This window comes from Lentilactobacillus sp. Marseille-Q4993, assembly GCF_951230165.1.
Classification (GTDB): domain Bacteria; phylum Bacillota; class Bacilli; order Lactobacillales; family Lactobacillaceae; genus Lentilactobacillus.
Genome location: NZ_CATNVB010000004.1, coordinates 19,546 through 37,701, shown reverse-complemented (window position 1 = coordinate 37,701; position 18,156 = coordinate 19,546). Strand labels below are relative to the sequence as shown.

Here is an 18,156-nt window from a genome sequence, read left to right as displayed (position 1 = left end):
TAAATAGCTCCTTAACTTAACTTATCAAATTCCTTGTATAATTCATCAAACACACTGATAAACTCGTGAGCTTCAGCAACCGTGTTTTGATCACCTAGTGAAATTCTAACAGCACTAGTTGAGACGTTTTCAGGCACATTCATCGCCGTCAACGTACTAGATGCTAGATGCTTCTTAGATGAGCAAGCACTAGTTGTTGAAATATAGATTCCATGTTCTTCAAACGCATGAACGATGGTCTCACCACGAACCCCAGTGATTGCAAAACACAGAATGTGGGGGGCGAAGCCATCAGTATTCTTAGAAAACGGTACGATTTTATCAAACTTCTGAATATGATCACTGATCAACTGCTTGATTTCCCGCTCCATTTGGTTTGCTTTAGATTCCTTGTCTAATAACAACCGAAGGGCTTTTGCCATAGCTGCAATTGCCGGAACATTCTCAGTTCCAGACCGTTGATTCTTTTCCTGACCACCGCCATTCATCAGTGGTGCGATTCGTCTGCCTCGTTTGGCATAAATAAAACCAGTCCCGCGAGGAGCATGGAATTTATGGCCAGAAAAAGTAACAAAATCAACCCGATCATTCATGATCAAGTCTTGGATTCCCTTTCCAATTCCTTGGACGGCATCAACATGAAAATGAATTTTAGGATGATCCCGTAAAATATCGGCCACTTCTTTAAGTGGTTGAATCGTCCCAATTTCATTGTTAACAGCCATAACTGAAACTAATGTTGTATCAGGCCTAATTGCCTGTTTCAACTCTTCAGGGTCAATTCTACCCTCATCATCAACCGATAAGTAGGTAACATCAAACCCAAGTTGCTTCAGCTGCTCCATTGAGTTGTGGATTGCTGGATGTTCAACGGAAGTCGTAATCAAATGCTTCCCGTACTCCCGCTTTTCGATTGCGGTTCCCTTGAGGACCCAGTTGTCCCCTTCGGTTCCGCCACTCGTAAAGTAGATTTCATCAGCATTAACGTGCAGTAAGTCAGCTATTTGCTTTCTTGACTGCTCTAAAAGATTAAATGCCTTCTCACCAAAATTGTGCAAACTCGATGGGTTACCCCAAATACTCTTACTAACTTTATCGTAAGTATCAACTACTTCAGGTAACGCCTGTGTCGTTGCGCTATTATCAAAATAAATCATCTGAAACCTTCTTCTCTGAATTTATTGGTTCGACTCCAATAAACTAACTCCAATGATAATACAACAAATGGCCAAAAATAAAAAGCCGGTTAACCACCGACTTTTATCTTTTTATTGAAGTTTCTTTATCTTGTCAATTTCTTGGTTGAGCTTATCAACGGCCTGACCATATTCATCAATCTGGTCACCATATTTATCGTTGAATCCATCCAGGCCATTTTCCGCAAACTCAGATTCAAATTTGAATACATCATCGTAAGCACTGGTAAAATCTGCCAATAATTGATGATTCTCGTCCCCAGACAATTGGAGTGCCATCTGAATCACCCGAAAGTCAGTATAAGCTAATTCAAATTGAATCGCGATGCGTCTCATAAATTCATGTTGATTCTTCACGTGAAGATAATGGTGGTTAACATCCCACGAAAGTTTTTCAATCGAGTCCTTAACATCCAACATGATACGTCCTCCTCGTTGTTTCTAGCTAAGTTTTAAGAAGATACCGGCATCAAGCATTGTCTGAACAAAGGCCGGCACAGTTTCCTTCCGGTTCCAGTCTCGCTGAAGCTCACATGCTAATTGGGCAATCGTTGTTAATTGAGCCCCCGCATTTTCCACCCTTCTTAATGCTGTTTCATGAGCAATCGTGGACGTCCCCCCAACTGCATCTACAACGGGGAATACTTGATAGCCTTCCTTCAGAGCATCTAGAGTTGGAAATGTTAAGCAGGCTTCTGTCCACAAGGCGGCAATAATTAGCTTGTGTCGTTTTGTATCCTTTACTGCTTGAAGGAAATCCTTGTCTTCCCAGGCATTGATCGAGGTTCTATCATAACTTTTAACCCCGGGTAAAACTTCTTTCAACTGAGGCACAGTATCTTGGTTTTGACCCGAAGCAACGTTAACCGTCGATAAAATAATCGGAATATCATAAGCTGCCACTAACTTTGTAGTCAGCACAATGTTCTTTACTAACTGAGCTCTATCCATTGAGTTGATTGAATTGATCTGCGTTGGTTGGTAATCAATAAGTAAAAACGCAGTATCGTCCGGGCTCATTAGTTCATCGGTTGTTCCTATCCGTTTGTCTAAACTAGTCATCGTATTATCCCCCGTTTACTTTAGATATCATGAACACCTATAAGTTACTTGAATTTACTATTCAATGCAATGAAAACGATTACCAGGCGTGATACCAACACTTTGAGTCAACAAAAAAAGGCCATCATCGGCTTAGCTGACGAATGGTCTTAGTCTTTATTAAATAGTTTATCTAAACTACCGGGCTTTTCTTCATCTAGTGCTGCTGTTATCACTTCTAGGCTTTTTTGATAATCATATTCATGATCAAACAAGTTTATAGCTTTCGCACTTGCTGTGGCAATCGCTTCATTACTTGCAACGTATCGATTCGAAAACTGCATCGCCTGTTCAGCCTCGGTTGCACTCCTAATCAAACTGGAAGTTGATTCCTCCAAGCTATCCATATCAGATTGAATCATAATTACTTGTTTAGTAATGTCATCCACGTTGACCTTTGGCAAGTTGATTGAATCATCTAATCGTTCGACTTCGCGAACAACAGCTGAAAATTCATTTCTGTAATCATCAGGAAGTCCAGGCAAATTTAAATTATCTACTCGGCGCTTCTTGTTTCTAAGCTCCAAGTCGAACTTCATTAAAGCCTCACGAGCAACTCTTTCTTTTTCCGGAATGCCAACTACTGATTCAAATAGTTGAGTTTGGGAAGATTCGATTTGTGACAAATCCTTTTTGGTTTGATCCTGTTTAACCGCAATTTCGGAGTAAACCGCCTGGCCGTTCTTAATGGCTTCGCTGTCCTGGTCATATTGTTTTTTAATCGAAACGACTTGTGTTTCGTACTGACGAGCATTCTCAATTTCCGAATGGTTAAGGTCAAAAGTAATTGATAGTTTCTTTAGTTTTTCATCCAAATCACTGCTTTGGCGGTTAACATGGTCAATGTACTCAGCCATAACTTTACGACGCTTCTCAACCTTTTTCCGGCTGTTTAACTCCAGCTCAAGTCGATCGTATAACTTATCGATTTCCGCTTCCATATCGTTGATGTTCTTTTGAGTTAAGCCGGTATCTAGCTTATTAAGAATTTCTAGATTGTCTTGGCGCTGATCCCGCAATTTGGCAACTCGTTGTAAGATATCATCCGGTTTGAAATTATAATGATCAGTTTTCATCTGACGGTAACCAGATTCAATTTCATTTAGCTGTTCAACCATTTCAGTGTTAAGGGTACTCATTAAAGATGGTACTTTATCCAAATACCCCTCAAGCTTGTTGGAATCGTCTTTTAACTGGGCAAGAACTTGCTCAGCACTATCAGGATCACCATTTTCGGTTAATTCCGTAAACTTATCATACTTGGTTTCAATACTATCAAGGACTTTCTCAAGCTCATCGATGCTGTCACCAAACTTGTCATTATCCTCAAGTAAAGTTTTCCTAAATTGTTGATTCTTATCTTCAATTTCCTTAACGGCCTGCTGATGTTGTTTATTTAAGTCATGTAACTGAGCAAGCTCGGCTTGAATTTCCTTCACTTCATCGCTAGCACTGTTAATCGCCTGATTAGCTGATTTCCAATCAGCATTGGTCCTAAAATAGTTGTATCCTTCGCTGTCTGTCTTAACACCGTCAACTTCAGCGTCAATGTTTGGTAACGTCCGATTTTTAAACACCTGATATTTACTCTTTAACTGGTCGTACTTCTTTTGAGATTCCCCGCTCAAATTCATCTTTCCAGCCAACCTAAATTTGTCATCAAGCGGGATCTCATTCAGTGTTTTTCGATTGTCGGCAACCTCCTGAGCCATCTTTACGCTCTTATTCTTGTATACCGCAAACAAAATATATGCAATTGCTACTACTATGACAATTCCTAAAAGAAGAAATACCATTAGCTCCCCATCCTCCAACAATTTTTTTAAATAAAATGCACAAAAAGATAGTAAAATTTGCGCAAACACTTTATTATGTATAAATAAATTAAAACCGCTCTAATGTGAATTATATCATAGTAGAACGTTAGCACCATAAAATTTTTAAAGCGAGGTTCTCTTATGCAAGAAGTTAAAAACTTAGTTAACCAGCAACTTGATGCTCTGTTAACTGACGAAACCGATTTAACTGCCAATATGGCCAATGCGTCCGCACTACTCAACCAATCCCTATCTGATATTAACTGGGTTGGTTTCTACAACTACTCAGAGGCCAATGATGAATTGATTTTGGGACCCTTTCAAGGAAATGTGGCATGTATGCACATCAAACCAGGTGATGGTGTTTGTGGCACTTCATTTGTAAACCAAAAGCCACTTCGAGTGCCAGATGTTAACCAATTCGCCGGTCATATCGCCTGTGATGCAAACTCAAAATCAGAAATTGTTGTTCCTATCTATAAAGACGGCAAGGGAATCGGGGTTTTGGATATCGATTCACCTTCACTTGATCGCTTCTCAGCAGATGACGAAAAGCAATTGGTTGAATTCGTAGAAGTATTTACTAGCCACATTGACTAATCAGTTTATTTTAGGTACAATGTTATTTGTGTAAAATAACGCAGCAGTAGACGGTAAGCTCGTCAACATGTTGGTGCCTTTATGGTTCTATTAGTAACCCATTCGGCTGCTTGGGCGAAAGTTGCAAAGCAACATGCACGAATACTAAATCTACATGGCTTATTTTACTCCAAAACAAAATTGGAGGATTTTATTTATGTCTAGATATACAGGCCCAAGTTGGAGAATCTCACGTCGTTTAGGAATTTCTTTATCAGGTACTGGTAAGGAATTAGCTCGTCGCCCATACGCACCTGGTGATCATGGTCAAGGTCGTCGCGGTAAGCTTTCTGAATACGGTTTGCAGCTCCACGAAAAGCAAAAGCTTCGTTTCATGTACGGTTTAAGCGAACGTCAATTCTCAAACTTGTTCGTTCGTGCCGGCAAGATTCGTGAAGGTAAGCATGGTGTTAACTTCATGATTTTACTTGAAAGACGTTTGGATAACATGGTTTACCGTTTAGGTTTAGCCACTACTCGTCGTCAAGCACGTCAATTAGTTAACCATGGTCACATCACCGTTGATGGTCAACGTGTTGATATTCCTTCATACGAAGTTAAAGAAGGCCAAGTTATCTCTGTTCGTGAAAAGTCCAAAGATCTTCAAGTTATCAAGGATGCTGTTGAAGCTGTTGTGGGTCGTCCACAATACGTTGAATTTGACGCTGACAAGCTTGAAGGTTCATTGGTTCGCCTTCCACAACGTGAAGAACTTGATGCTGATATCGATGAATCATTAATCGTTGAATACTACAACAAACTTTAATAATTCATTTAGAGAAGTCTTGCTTTTGCAAGGCTTTTTTATTTTACATATCAAGATTCTACCGTTTTTCCAACCATTGTTAAATGTTATAATTGGTTCAGACTTTTTAAGCGAGGAAGAATTATTTTGCAACAACCATTAGCATATAGAATGCGTCCCAAAAAAATTGAAGAAATCGTGGGTCAACAAGATCTTGTTGGCGAAGGCAAGATCATTAGTCGAATGGTCAAGGCAAAAATGCTATCGTCCATGATTCTATATGGTCCCCCCGGAACTGGTAAAACTAGCATTGCTAGCGCAATTGCGGGATCCACAAAATACGCATTTAGAATTCTAAATGCAGCTACTGACACCAAAAAAGATCTTCAAATTGTAGCAGAAGAAGCCAAAATGAGCGGAACTGTGGTGCTACTGCTTGATGAAATTCATAGACTTGATAAAACTAAACAGGATTTCTTGCTGCCCTTGCTAGAAAATGGGTCAATCATCTTGATTGGGGCAACCACTGAGAACCCGTACATCAATATCAATCCAGCCATTAGAAGTAGAACTCAAATTTTTGAAGTCCATCCCCTTCAGCCAGAAGATATTGTGACGGCCATCAATCGCGCCCTAGCAGACACCGAAAATGGTCTGGGTGCCTATCCTGTTGATCTTGCACCAGACGCACTTGACTTGTTATCAAAAGCAACTAACGGGGATTTACGGACAGCACTTAACGCGTTAGAGCTAGCAGTCCGGTCAACCGAATCAGATACGGATGGCAACATCAAGGTTACCCTACCAATTATCGAAGAATGTCTTCAGCGTAAGGCTCTCGTGTCAGATAAAGACGGCGACGCCCATTATGACGTTATTTCTGCCTTTCAAAAATCAATTCGTGGTTCAGACGTTGATGCTGCTCTTCATTACGCAGCTCGATTGATTGAATCAGGTGATTTGAATAGTTTGATGAGACGCTTGATGGTTATTGCATACGAGGATATCGGTCTTGCTAATCCAAGTGCCTGTTCACGAACAGTAGAAGCCGTGGCTGCTGCCAAGCAACTCGGGCTCCCTGAAGGCAGAATTCCACTAGCGGATTCCATTATCGAGCTGTGTTTAAGCCCTAAATCAAATTCGGGCTACTCAGCAATGGATGCTGCAATTGCTGACGTTAAATCTGGTAACTATGGTGATATTCCCAATCATCTTAAGGACGCTCACTATAAAGGAGCCTCCAAGCTAGGCCACGGGAATGATTATAAGTACCCTCACGACTTTAAAAATGACTGGGTAGAGCAACAGTATTTACCCAATAAAATCAAAAACGCTCAGTATTACCTACCAAAGGAAAATGGTAAGTTTGAAAAACAATTCAAGGAGCAGTACGAAAAACTCCGTCGCTCATCTCACAAACCAATTAAGGAGCTTCCTAATGATAATTAATATTCTAGTCATGATTCTGATCTTCATTGCATTCTTCATCGGTAGTTATTTACTGTCAAACTTGCGCGGTAAAATTTTCAACGTTGATATGAATGAAAGTGCTGGCTTTAGAAAGTACATTCAGTTTACTGCCTTCGCCTTCTTTGCTCTTGGCCTGATTGGCGTTATAACTGTGTTTATGGCTAACCAGATTTTAATGCTGATCGATATCATGTTGATTGTGATACTTGGTTCAGTTACCCAAGCAATTTTAGTCTTCAAAGTTACAAAACGTTAATTTATCAAGCACTATTCCTTTTTATTTTTTGAGAAGTAAAGTACAATTAAGGTAAATAAAGGAATTCGGGGTGATTTTCATGTTACAACAATACAAACAGATTCTAGTTCCAGTTGACGGCTCATATGAAGCAGAACTTGCTTACAAAAAAGGGGTTGCCGTTGCTTTAAGGAACAACGCTACTTTACATTTAGTCCATGTCGTTGATACACGGGCATTCCAAAACATTTCAAGTTTTGATACTTCAATGGTTGAACAAGTTACGGAAACCGCTAAAAAAACATTGGACAAATATATTACCGACGCTAAGGCAGCCGGATTAAATGATATTGACTACTCTATCGAGTACGGTGCACCTAAATCAGTTATCGCTAAGGATATTCCTGAAAACTTAAATATCGATTTAATCATGATTGGTGCAACTGGTCTTAACGCCGTTGAAAGATTACTTATTGGTTCAGTTACTGAATACGTGACAAGAACCGCTGTCTGTGACGTTCTTGTTGTTCGGACTGATTTGGAAAACAAACCAGCTGTGAACCCAAAGAAAAAAGCAGATAAATAACATATAGTTAGTAAAAAGCTAGTCGCAATCAAATGCGACTAGCTTTTTCTTATATAGTCATCGTTGGGTTTCCTTCCAACGGTTTCAAGTACTCCTTAACCAATTCAATGACTGTCTGTTGATCTTTACCCTTTATTCGTTCTTCAAGGTCACGATTCTTGTTAAACCCAGCAAAACACATAGCATACATCTGCTTCTCAGTTGCTGAAAATTGATTCCCTAATGCAAAATAACATTGTCCCTGCACCTGGTAGATTCAATCAACTCCGTAACAGTTACCTCCACCAGCAACCTTTTCCAAAACAAAGTCGCCTAAATCAATTCCCAACTGATATTCACCAAGCTCATAGTAAACACTAAGGGTATCAATAAAAATATCCATTTCGAGTTCTGTATCCGTTGATTCAGACTGTGAAGCCGACTTTAGAATCTTAGTTGCCTCATCCGCAAACAATAGTGATTGCTTCTTATCCCCTTTTGACTTATAAGCTAATCCTAATCCCAGATTTGACCAAGCACGATACGCCACTTCATCATCTGGCAAATACTGCATCAGACTAAGGTTAAAATTAAAAATTGCCTCATCAATCTCATCAGCAACAAATAAATTGCAGAATCCTGAATAACAATGATACATTCCCAGTTTTTCTTTAGGACTTTTTATATCAATACTAACTTTTTCCATTCTCTCAACAGCTCGGCGATAACAGTGATTCCTCATATCTCGTTCGAGGCACTTAAAAACATTACCCCCAAAGTTTGAATTAGACACAGCTTCGTTAACTTGCATATCAAGTCGCTTACAAATTTCTACAATTACATCAAAGCTAACTTTTTGATTTCTGCTTTCAATACCGCTTATCGTGGCTTGCGTACATATTCCCTTTGCCAATTCCGTCTGTGATAATCCTAACTCTTTTCAGCGTTTCCGAATTGTCTTGCCAGAAATAGTAGTAGTCATGGTAATATTCCCTTTCGTTTCTCGATTCAAAAATCATAGTAAACCGTTAATCATATGAAACAGAATTTATCATATATTCTAAAATTAATCAACCCACGCACTCTATTTTTTAAAATCTAACGAAATTCACAATCGATAATATGATCATTTACCACCCCAATAGCTTGTAAATAGCTATACAGTGTCGTTTTACCAACCCGCTTAAATCCTGACGCCTTAAATTCCTTCAAATATGGAGAAACAAATTCAGTAAAATTCACTGGAGCTGCCGTATCTTTAAGCAAATGATCAATGGTTTCAAAATTGGTCCGTTTCCAAGTTAAGTCGGTAAGTAGCTCCGGCTTCTGCCAAACAAGCTTAGCATTTGCGACAATTGCTTCCACCTTAGCTCGATTGCGGATAATCCTTGAATCTGTCAAGAAATTATCGATTTGATTCTCGTTACAGTTTGCCAAAAATTCTGGATCAAATCCATGAAACACTTCGTTCATCCCGTCTGCAAACTTAAGAACGGTCTGAAATGTAAGTCCAGCCTGCATTATTTCCAAACACAGTGCAATAAACTCCTTATCTTCTGATTTTTCTGGTTTTCCCCAAACGGTATCATGGTAAACCATAAGCTCAGGGCTCTTTGTTGCCCAATCACATCTTTTCATATTTTTCACCTCAGTTACTAACTCCGCAAATTAAATGTAATCCCACGCATTATTTATAATTAATATCCAACCGTTATCAGTTATATTTGGAGTGTATTGCTTGGCAAAGCTAGCTTTGTCAGTGACCAGGCCTTGAACCCCCATCACCTTCGACTTGAGCATTGCGACCCGAGAGTTATCCGTCCAGGTGTAGATTGGCTTACCTGCAGTTCTCACCTGTCTCACATAGGCATTTGATAGTGTTATATGCTGTAAAGTATAAAAATCAACGTGATACCTATTAATCGGCAAACCGTTCAGCATTGTCACTAATCCAACCTTTACCTTAGGAAAATGCGCATCAATTTGTCTTAAAGCGGGGTAGTCAACCGAATGAACTAGATGATGATTTTTCTGCACTCGGTTACCAAATTGGCGGGCAAAGTCCGTTCCAATCGCTGGATTAGTCTTAGTTGTGGCTTTAATTTCAATAATCAACTTCTGATTAAGTTTATCCGCCTCGTTCAAATAATCGCTAAACATATCAACATGAGTTGCTCTTTTTATTCTGCTTAATGGGGCTTTATTGATCAACACTTTCTTATCACCAATCTTAATGTAATCATCGTGAGCACAGATAAATTGGTGATCCTTGGTCTCCTGAATATCCATTTCTATGAATGGATAACCAAGATTACCATTTTTCTTTAAGGATTCAATCGAGTTTGGATGAGAGTTGTTATTGATTGCTCCTCTGTGAACAATTACCTGTTGATGGTTGTTAGCATAACTAGTAGCTGGAACCAAAATCCCCGCGCTGATACAAACAATAAGCCCAACCAGCACCGGTAAACTCTTCGGATAATTCAATTTGCCACTAAGAATAGCCTTTACAAACGTCAACTGAACAAACACCATCAGTAACCCGGTAATTGAGTCTAATCCATTTATCGCCCAAATCAATGGCAACAATTTAGCAACTAGTCCCAAACAAGCAATTACAATCAGTTCAACAACCAGCATCCCAAAAATTGTGACCAGCCCATGAATAATAAACTTTTTCAGGTTAGCGGCCCGACTAACCTTTTTCGCCCACCAAATCAAAAACAAAATTAGTACAAGTATGTATAAAATGCCCAGCGTAATCAACAGCTGATAACGAATAATCGTCAGAGCCGTAAACTGACCACCATTTAACGGGAAAAAGTCCTTCAAATTTGCGGCCAGACCAAATAATCCGAGTGGAAGGAAAACGCCAAACGCAATAACAGCTTGAAATCCCTGCTGAACTTTATTCCCCTTCCCCAAATTGCCAACAATAAATAGCGTAATAAACCCCGCAAATAGAAGAACAAATTTAAATAGCGTCAGCCCACCAAAATCAGGAGCTTTTCGCCACCACAGGTTGAAAGCAACAACGATAATTCCCAATACCAATCCTAACCAATCGTTTCTTGTATTTCTTTTCATTTCAATCTCCGCTCCAAATCTAATAACTTAATTGTACCAATTTTTAAACAAAAAAGCCGACAAGCTAAAATTCAGTTACCTGAATCAGCTTCTCGACTTAACCTCGTTAAATATCTTGGTCCTTTGGATCAAGCGGTTTAAAATCATATAAAATCTTTGATTGGTATTCATGTTCATCAATCGCCAATTCGATCAACCTATCAATCAAATCAGTGTATGAAATACCAGATGCTTCAAATAATTGTGGATACAAACTAATGTTAGTAAAACCAGGCAAGGTATTAACTTCACCAACGTATGGCTTATCATCCTTTGAAACTAAGAAATCGATTCGAGCCATTCCCTTTAGCCCAAGTGCTTCATAAGCATCTAGAGCCATCTTGGTGATTTCATCTGCCAATTGGGTAGAAATCGCTACCGGAATATCAAACTTGACTGCGCTGGCATCAACGAACTTGTTATCGTAAGTGTAAAATTCGTCTGAGGCAGGCACTTGAATTGAACCAATTTTTGAGGCAATAGGTTGTCTATTTCCTAAAATTGAAATTTCCAATTCACGTGGGCCTTCAATTGCTTCTTCGACCAGGACTTTATCATCGTATCTGAATGCATCTCTTAAGCCTTCATTGAATTCTTCGGCATTTTCAGCCTTGTGGATTCCAACTGACGACCCCTGGTTTGCCGGTTTGATAAACAAGGTGCTACCAAGTTCCTTGGCAAGAGCATCATAAGAATAACGTTCTTGAGTTCTAGGTGTCAACAACTCATAACGAGTATTTGCCACGTTGGCAAGCGTTAAAATCTTTTTAGTGATGTCCTTATCAAATGACATTGAGGAACCAAGCACCGCACTACCAACATATGGCTTATTAAGTAATCTTAGCAATCCCTGAATCGTTCCATCTTCACCAAGATTACCGTGAATAATTGGGAAGAACACGTCCACATTATCCGCATGTTGTAAGTTGAAGATTGGTGCAATTGGATTGGCCATATCAAGCTTGGCCATTTCGTCCTTTTCAACAACTTCTTCTGGTTCCCCATCGAATACCCGCTTCGATCCTTCATGACTCATGAAGTAGCCTTCCTTAGTCATCAAGAATAGGCTAACGTCGTACTTGTCCTTATCCATAGCGTCATAAATATTATGTGCTGACCGCTTGGAAACATCGTGTTCAGATGAGTTGCCACCAAACAATAACGCAACGTGTTGTTTTCCATTATTTTTCATGATTATTCATCCCATTCGTATATATTTCAGAAACTTAAGTATACCATTAAAACTAGTTTCCCGCATGCTTGAAAACCGGTAAATGGCTTTTTTAGTCAATATCGTCGGTATTAATAACATTTTGAGTACCATGATCATTAATAATCGAAACAAACACATTATTGATCAACTTAAGTTTTTGATCTTGGGACACATCTAATTTCAAATCATCTTGCAACTGAGAAACGGCATCCTCTGATATTGATACAGCTCCATTTACGATTGTCTTTCGAGCGGACAAGATAGCAGTTGCCTGTTGTCGTTGTAACATTGCATTAGCAATTTCGGTGGCGTAAGCCAAGTGAGTTAACCTAGTTTCAACAACTTCAATTCCGGCTACTTCTAAGCGTTCCTGCAATTCACCCTTTAGGGCTTCCGAAACTTCAGTTGAATTACCACGAAGGGTCATCTCCTCAGTATCTTCATCAAAACTATCGTATGGATACTGACTAGCTATATGTCTGATTGCAGATTCACTCTGAATCTCCACAAACTGTTCATAGGCATCCACATTAAATAACGCCTTCGAAGAATCAACTACCTTATAAACAATCACAGCCGCAATTTCCACCGGATTACTTTTCAAATCATTAACCTTAATAATAGAACTGTTGAAGTTCCTCACTCTCAAGGACACTGATTGCTTATTGGTTAGCGGAACCGTCATATACAGTCCCGAATTTTTAATTGTACCGGAATACTTACCAAAAAAAGTTAAGACTTTTGATTCGTTTGGAGAAATAATTGTCAGTGAACTGGCAAAAACTAAGTCCAAAATAATGACAACAATGCCTAAGATGACTAATCCCACTGAATTGGCATTTGCTCCTTGCCATAAGATGTAGCCACCAATTATCAATACAAGAATTGCTCCTAGTAATCCAATATAACCATTTACGTGAAACGCATTTTTCTCTTTCATCTACAATGCCACCTTTCCTCATCATTATACCGCCTATCCTGTAATATTTAGGATTCAAAATTTAATAGGGCCAGAATTACCCTACAAAAAAGTCATCAATGGTAAAACTACCACCGATGACTTTTATGCTAATTTTCACTTAATGTGATTTTGTGAGAATTATTTGACGTTTTTTACAGGTAACACAGCACCCTTATAGTGAGTATCAATCCACTTTTGAGTACTCTTTGATTGAAGAGCCTTAACAAGTTTCTTGATTGCGGGTTTGTTTTGGTCACCCTTTCTAGTTGCAATAATATTTACATATGGTGATGACTTCTTTTCAAGGGCAATAGCATCCTTACGAGGATCAAGGCCAGCTTGAACAGCATAGTTAGCGTTGATAACGACAGCGTCGCCTTCCTTGTTATCATAAATCTGAGTCATCAATTTTGGTTCATAACTGTGCTTAAATTTAAGATTTCTTGGGTTTGAAGCAATATCATCAAACGTTGCAGTTGTGATATCGATTCCCTTCTTAACCTTGATCAAACCAGCGTCTTGGAGGATTTGTAGTACCCGACCATAATCAGCAGTGTTATTACTTACTAAAATTGTAGCACCCTTCTTAAGGTCCTTTAAGCTCTTAACTTTCTTTGAGTAAAAGCCAATTGGCTCCAAGTGAACGCCGCCAGCATTTACTAACGAACCATGATTTTCTTTATTCCAGTTCTTCAAAAATGGAACGTGTTGGAAGTAGTTAGCATCTAGTTCTTTGTCAGCAAGCGCCTTGTTAGGCAAAACGTAATCTTGGAAAGTGATGATTTTAAGGTTAACGCCTTCCTTTTTCAACTCAGGCGCCACATGACGCAGGATTTGAGCATGGGGTACGTTCGAAGCTCCAATCTTTAACGTAGTTGTTTTGTTGCTGCTGTTAGAAGATGATGAGCACCCAGCTAGAATAAAGATTCCAAACACTAATGCGAATAATCCCAAAATTCTTTTTTTCATTTTAATTTCCTCCAAATTTACTCAAATAAATTACAGTGTCCGTTTGTCTGTCCGTTTGACCAAGAAGTCACCCACCCCTTGAACGATAAAGACAAATAAGGTAATAATCACAACCGCCACTAACGTGATGGTATTATTGTTTGACTGGAAACCATCAAGATAAGCTAAGTTTCCAAGGCCCCCAGCTCCGATTGCACCAGCCATTGCGGTATAAGAAATAAGTGAAATAGCAGTTACAGTTGCCCCAGCAATCAATGCTGGCTTGCTTTCGGGGAGTAGAACCTTGTATATAATCTGCCAAGTTGAAGCTCCCATTGACTGAGCCGCCTCAACTACCCCGGAGTCAACTTCACGGAAGTACGACTCTACCATCCGGGCATAAAATGGGGCTGCCGAAATAATTAATGATGGTAAAGCGGCCTTTGGGCCAATAATCGTACCAACGATTGATTTCGTAATCGGTAGCAACAGCACAATCAGGATAATGAATGGTACTGATCTGAAAATGTTGACCAGGAGACCAACCACCCAGTTGAAAACCTTAACTAGTGGATTCTTACTATCCCGAGTTAGGTACAAAATCAATCCAAGTATAATTCCAAATACAATAACCGCAATCATTGAAATCAATGTCATCCAAACTGTTTCCCACGAAGCTGACCACATGTTTGGCCAATCAACATTGTTGAACTGAAAGTAAGACGCAAATCCAGTTGAATTAGTCATTAGAAATCACCTCCGTTTCAACTCTCAACGACTTAAGATAATCAAGAGACTCTTCAATAACTTCTGTTTTGCCAATAAATTGAAGACTAAGCGATCCAATGGCACCTTCCTGGGTTTGTCTCATTGAGCCAGAAATAATATTGACTTCAATATCTGGAAACTTTCGAATTACATTCGAAACAATTGGCAATTCTGATTGCGGGCCATGGAACGTCAACCGAATCAGCTTGCCCTCTGGATACCTGTCTGTCAATTCGGTAACCGTCAAATCGTCCTTTTCTTGTGGGCTTGAGAACTCTTCCGAAACAAACTTTCTAGTTACATCTTGCTTAGGATGCTTAAACACCTCAAAGACTGTACCACTCTCAACAACTGAGCCGCTATCCATAACCGCTACTTCGTCACAAACTTTAGCAATGGCATGCATTTCATGAGTAATAAGCAAAATCGTTAATCCCAGTTGTTTGTTGATCTTAAGTAATAAGTCAAGAACCTCATTAGTGGTATCTGGATCCAGAGCACTAGTTGCTTCATCAGAAATCAATATCTCTGGGTCATTTGAAAGGGCTCTAGCAATTCCAACTCTTTGCTTTTGACCTCCAGACAACTCTGACGGATATGAATTTTCCCGTCCTGATAATCCAACCAAACTAATCAATTCTTGGGCTTTCTTGATCCGCTCTGATTTACTAACCCCAGCAATTTCAAGCGGTAGCATAACATTTTGAATCACCGTCCGTGACCAAAGTAAATTGAAATGCTGAAAAATCATACCAATTTTTTGGCGTTGTTTTCTCAATTGCGAACCAGACAATTTGGCAATATCTGTTCCGTTGATATCAATCTCTCCGGTTGTTGGTGCTTCCAAACCATCAAGCATTCTCACCAATGTACTCTTTCCAGCACCAGAATAACCAACGATTCCAAATATTTGGCCATCCTTAACTTCAATATTGACATCGTTTACGGCAACTAACTCACCGTCCTTGGTGTTGTACTGCTTCGAAACATTGTTAAATCGAATCAATTTTCTTCCTCCTTAAAACAAAAAGCCCTTCGTCCGAATCACTTGGATTCAAAGGACGAAGAGCTTTTTTCGCGGTACCACCTTTACTTCGCTGCAAACTGCAGCCTCAGCGAACGCACAAGTGCGTTCCAACGAAATAATGGACGTTACCCATCGCAAGTTCGATTACTCACCCACGAATGATTTTTTCAAGACCATATTCGATGTCGTCAACCACTTCTTCACACCAACCAGAAGCTCTCTTTGGGTATCTAATCATCTACTCATCTTGTCATTTTGTTTTGATAATTATAGGAATAGTTTACCACATTCCAAATTGACGTCAAGAAAATTATTTTTCAATTCGAGCAATCCAAGATGTACTCTTGTCAGAACCGTTAAGTAAACTAGGATCATTCACTGCATCTGAGTTGATTTCAATAATTGTTCCATCAACTGGGGACTCAATATCAGAAACTGCTTTATCTGCTTCAACATTGAGTAAAGTGTCCTTGGTAGATAATTTATCGCCAACCTTAGGTAGCGAAACGAATGTAATATTACCAAGCTCTGACTTACCTTCTTCAGTAAGTCCAACCGTTACAACGCCGTTATCTTCGTCTAACCAATAATACTTTTCGTTCATATCATTCACTCCTATGAGAATTCTTTGTCGTCACCAAACATATAACTCTTATTATGGTACTGCATTGACATTATTAATCCAATTCCAATCATATTACCAATTAACGCCGAACCACCAGCACTAACAAATGGTAATGGAATTCCTGTCAGCGGAAGCAATCCGATACTCATTCCGACGTTTTCAAATACGTGGAATAAAATCATCATAACTACTCCTGTAGAAATATTAGCATAAAAAACATTACGAGTGTCAAACGTAACCTTGATCATTTGATAAATCAGTAGAAAATAGATAAAAATCAGCAACGCACTACCGATAAAACCAAAATTTTCGCCAATAACTGAGAATATCATATCTGATTCTCGAACCGGAACATAAACGTGTGAGTTGTTAAATCCAGTTCCAAAAATACTTCCCGAACCGATTGCCTTCATACTTTGCCATAGTTGATAACCCTGATTACTAGTATCAGCTGACGGGTGAAGCCAAGTATCTACCCGAGAAAACTGGTAAGCTTTAAACCCAAAATTTTCCAAAATCTTTCGGCCTGCATCCGAAATAACCAGCGTCAACGCAGTTATCCCAATTCCCGAAACGATAATAACCGTTGGCATGATAATTTTCCAAGTAATTCCGGAAACCACAACCATCCCAGCAAGAATCGCAAAGAATACAAGCATAGTACCAAAATCGTTTTGCAATTTAAGTAAAACAGTAACTGGTAAGGTCCACAAGGCCATTTTGCCCAATAAGAGCCAATCGCTCTTCATCGAACGAATTGGATACATATTATTATGGGCGACAATTACCCGGCCCATCATTAAAATGAACGCGGGTTTCATTACCTCAGAAGGCTGGAACGTTAACGGTCCTAACTGGAACCAACTCTTGGCTCCGGTATTAAGGTAATAGGATCGACTATAGAGAACTAACACCGCAGCCAATAGGGCTATCCCTAATCCATAGGCAATTGGTGCCACTTTCCATAGTTGTTCCGAATCAAACTGCATGATGATAACAGCTGCAACAGTTCCAATAGCGTACCACATCAGCTGGGATACTACCTGCTTCATAACACTGCTTCCACCTGTATCATGACTGGCTGCAACGTAAATTGATGCCAGCCCAACCAGAGCTAACAACAACACACAGAGAACAATGCCCCAGTCAATTCTTGATTCTGATTCCTTTGAATTTCTCTTTGTTGATTCCACAATATCCCTCCTCTAATGGTGAAGATGGAAATGCTTGATCAACATTTGGGCACCCTCGTCAAATGACTTGGTATGAAAAACATCATTATCGGTGTTGGTAACCTGGAATTTACCAGCTTCCAATTCAACGATTGTTCCAATCGTATCTTTTCCAATCACAAGCTCTGACACTTCTTGGCCCTCAGAATTTTTATAGTTTTTTGTTTCAACATTTACTGATTGTTTAGCTTTACTCATAAAATCTCCTAAGCTACTTTAAATTCATTTTGTCACGATATTCATCACGAGCCTTTTTGTTACGGAAAATCGTAAAGTGATCCGGAACAGGGTCGTAACCACCCTTAACAAACGGGTGACATCGTAAAATTCTTGCAATTCCCATAACCGCACCAAAAAAAGCACCATGTTTTTTTACGGCAGTAATCATGTATGAGCTGCAAGTTGGATAATATCTGCATGTAGGGGGGAACAGTGGCGAAATAAATCGCTGGTATCCTCTAACTAGCCAAATAACAAATCTTTTCAAC

Annotated in this window: 22 protein-coding genes, 1 pseudogene and 1 other annotated feature; of the genes and pseudogenes, 5 read left to right on the top strand and 18 right to left on the bottom strand. The window is 39.4% G+C overall.

The window, feature by feature from the left end; translation table 11 throughout:
- Positions 1 to 11: 11 nt before the first annotated feature.
- From QOW94_RS02620 to QOW94_RS02605, 4 genes are all read right to left on the bottom strand, one after another.
- Positions 12 to 1,157, bottom strand: coding sequence for a cysteine desulfurase family protein (locus tag QOW94_RS02620; RefSeq protein WP_283678596.1), 1,146 nt, complete (start codon positions 1,155 to 1,157; stop codon positions 12 to 14).
- A gap of 111 nt (positions 1,158 to 1,268) precedes the next feature.
- Positions 1,269 to 1,616, bottom strand: coding sequence for a hypothetical protein (locus tag QOW94_RS02615; protein WP_283678595.1), 348 nt, complete (start codon positions 1,614 to 1,616; stop codon positions 1,269 to 1,271).
- Between the two features lie 21 nt (positions 1,617 to 1,637).
- Positions 1,638 to 2,258: a hydrolase gene (locus QOW94_RS02610; protein ID WP_283678594.1), complete on the bottom strand. Its 621-nt coding sequence runs from the start codon at positions 2,256 to 2,258 to the stop codon at positions 1,638 to 1,640.
- A gap of 149 nt (positions 2,259 to 2,407) precedes the next feature.
- Positions 2,408 to 4,093, bottom strand: a complete 1,686-nt coding sequence (locus tag QOW94_RS02605) for a septation ring formation regulator EzrA (RefSeq protein WP_283678592.1) — start codon at positions 4,091 to 4,093, stop codon at positions 2,408 to 2,410.
- A 162-nt stretch (positions 4,094 to 4,255) separates the two neighbouring features.
- On the opposite strand from QOW94_RS02605, the gene msrC reads away from it, so the two are divergent.
- The 5 genes from msrC to QOW94_RS02580 all read left to right on the top strand — a co-directional run bounded on the left by msrC (position 4,256) and on the right by QOW94_RS02580 (position 7,789).
- Positions 4,256 to 4,714, top strand: a complete 459-nt coding sequence (msrC, locus tag QOW94_RS02600) for a free L-methionine (R)-S-oxide reductase MsrC (protein WP_283678591.1) — start codon at positions 4,256 to 4,258, stop codon at positions 4,712 to 4,714.
- Between the two features lie 196 nt (positions 4,715 to 4,910).
- Complete coding sequence (gene rpsD / locus QOW94_RS02595; RefSeq protein ID WP_283678590.1) at positions 4,911 to 5,519, top strand: 30S ribosomal protein S4; 609 nt, start codon at positions 4,911 to 4,913, stop codon at positions 5,517 to 5,519.
- A gap of 126 nt (positions 5,520 to 5,645) precedes the next feature.
- A complete protein-coding gene (locus QOW94_RS02590; protein ID WP_283678589.1) occupies positions 5,646 to 6,947 on the top strand; it encodes a replication-associated recombination protein A in 1,302 nt (433 codons plus the stop codon).
- Positions 6,937 to 7,224 (top strand): hypothetical protein, encoded by a 288-nt coding sequence (locus tag QOW94_RS02585; protein WP_283678587.1) that lies wholly within the window; start codon positions 6,937 to 6,939, stop codon positions 7,222 to 7,224. The genes QOW94_RS02590 and QOW94_RS02585 overlap by 11 nt, the downstream gene beginning before the upstream one ends.
- Positions 7,225 to 7,303: 79 nt before the next feature.
- Entirely contained in the window at positions 7,304 to 7,789 is a 486-nt protein-coding gene (locus QOW94_RS02580) for a universal stress protein (protein ID WP_283678586.1), read from the top strand.
- Between the two features lie 49 nt (positions 7,790 to 7,838).
- Here the strand turns inward: QOW94_RS02580 and QOW94_RS02575 are convergent, their stop codons facing one another.
- From QOW94_RS02575 to yidD, 14 genes and pseudogenes are all read right to left on the bottom strand, one after another.
- Positions 7,839 to 7,979, bottom strand: a complete 141-nt coding sequence (locus QOW94_RS02575) for a hypothetical protein (protein WP_283678585.1) — start codon at positions 7,977 to 7,979, stop codon at positions 7,839 to 7,841.
- Between the two features lie 66 nt (positions 7,980 to 8,045).
- The gene (locus tag QOW94_RS02570; RefSeq protein ID WP_502867225.1) at positions 8,046 to 8,579 is read right to left on the bottom strand and encodes a DUF2225 domain-containing protein; all 534 of its coding nucleotides are present in this window, start codon (positions 8,577 to 8,579) and stop codon (positions 8,046 to 8,048) included.
- Between the two features lie 9 nt (positions 8,580 to 8,588).
- A pseudogene (locus QOW94_RS11095) lies at positions 8,589 to 8,696 on the bottom strand (helix-turn-helix domain-containing protein); the annotation flags it as partial.
- A gap of 170 nt (positions 8,697 to 8,866) precedes the next feature.
- Positions 8,867 to 9,406, bottom strand: coding sequence for a DNA-3-methyladenine glycosylase I (locus tag QOW94_RS02565; protein ID WP_283678583.1), 540 nt, complete (start codon positions 9,404 to 9,406; stop codon positions 8,867 to 8,869).
- Between the two features lie 30 nt (positions 9,407 to 9,436).
- Entirely contained in the window at positions 9,437 to 10,855 is a 1,419-nt protein-coding gene (locus QOW94_RS02560) for a glycerophosphodiester phosphodiesterase family protein (protein WP_283678582.1), read from the bottom strand.
- 106 nt (positions 10,856 to 10,961) lie between these two features.
- On the bottom strand, positions 10,962 to 12,086 hold the full coding sequence (locus QOW94_RS02555) for a D-alanine--D-alanine ligase family protein (RefSeq protein ID WP_283678581.1): 1,125 nt from the start codon (positions 12,084 to 12,086) through the stop codon (positions 10,962 to 10,964).
- A gap of 91 nt (positions 12,087 to 12,177) precedes the next feature.
- On the bottom strand, positions 12,178 to 13,047 hold the full coding sequence (locus tag QOW94_RS02550; protein WP_283678579.1) for an SPFH domain-containing protein: 870 nt from the start codon (positions 13,045 to 13,047) through the stop codon (positions 12,178 to 12,180).
- A gap of 159 nt (positions 13,048 to 13,206) precedes the next feature.
- Positions 13,207 to 14,037 carry a MetQ/NlpA family ABC transporter substrate-binding protein gene (locus QOW94_RS02545; RefSeq protein WP_283678578.1) on the bottom strand — a complete coding sequence of 277 codons (831 nt, stop codon included), beginning with the start codon at positions 14,035 to 14,037 and terminating at the stop codon, positions 13,207 to 13,209.
- Between the two features lie 30 nt (positions 14,038 to 14,067).
- The gene (locus tag QOW94_RS02540) at positions 14,068 to 14,763 is read right to left on the bottom strand and encodes a methionine ABC transporter permease (RefSeq protein WP_283678577.1); all 696 of its coding nucleotides are present in this window, start codon (positions 14,761 to 14,763) and stop codon (positions 14,068 to 14,070) included.
- The gene (locus tag QOW94_RS02535; RefSeq protein ID WP_283678575.1) at positions 14,756 to 15,790 is read right to left on the bottom strand and encodes a methionine ABC transporter ATP-binding protein; all 1,035 of its coding nucleotides are present in this window, start codon (positions 15,788 to 15,790) and stop codon (positions 14,756 to 14,758) included. The genes QOW94_RS02540 and QOW94_RS02535 overlap by 8 nt, the downstream gene beginning before the upstream one ends.
- Positions 15,791 to 15,838: 48 nt before the next feature.
- Positions 15,839 to 16,074 (bottom strand) — a binding site (T-box leader).
- A gap of 47 nt (positions 16,075 to 16,121) precedes the next feature.
- The gene (locus QOW94_RS02530; RefSeq protein WP_283678574.1) at positions 16,122 to 16,415 is read right to left on the bottom strand and encodes a glycine cleavage system H family protein; all 294 of its coding nucleotides are present in this window, start codon (positions 16,413 to 16,415) and stop codon (positions 16,122 to 16,124) included.
- An 11-nt stretch (positions 16,416 to 16,426) separates the two neighbouring features.
- Positions 16,427 to 17,629, bottom strand: coding sequence for an FtsW/RodA/SpoVE family cell cycle protein (locus QOW94_RS02525; protein ID WP_283678573.1), 1,203 nt, complete (start codon positions 17,627 to 17,629; stop codon positions 16,427 to 16,429).
- 12 nt (positions 17,630 to 17,641) lie between these two features.
- Positions 17,642 to 17,866 (bottom strand): DUF2969 domain-containing protein, encoded by a 225-nt coding sequence (locus tag QOW94_RS02520; RefSeq protein WP_283678572.1) that lies wholly within the window; start codon positions 17,864 to 17,866, stop codon positions 17,642 to 17,644.
- Positions 17,867 to 17,879: 13 nt separating this feature from the next.
- Positions 17,880 to 18,155, bottom strand: coding sequence for a membrane protein insertion efficiency factor YidD (gene yidD / locus QOW94_RS02515; RefSeq protein WP_283678571.1), 276 nt, complete (start codon positions 18,153 to 18,155; stop codon positions 17,880 to 17,882).
- Position 18,156: the final 1 nt, after the last annotated feature.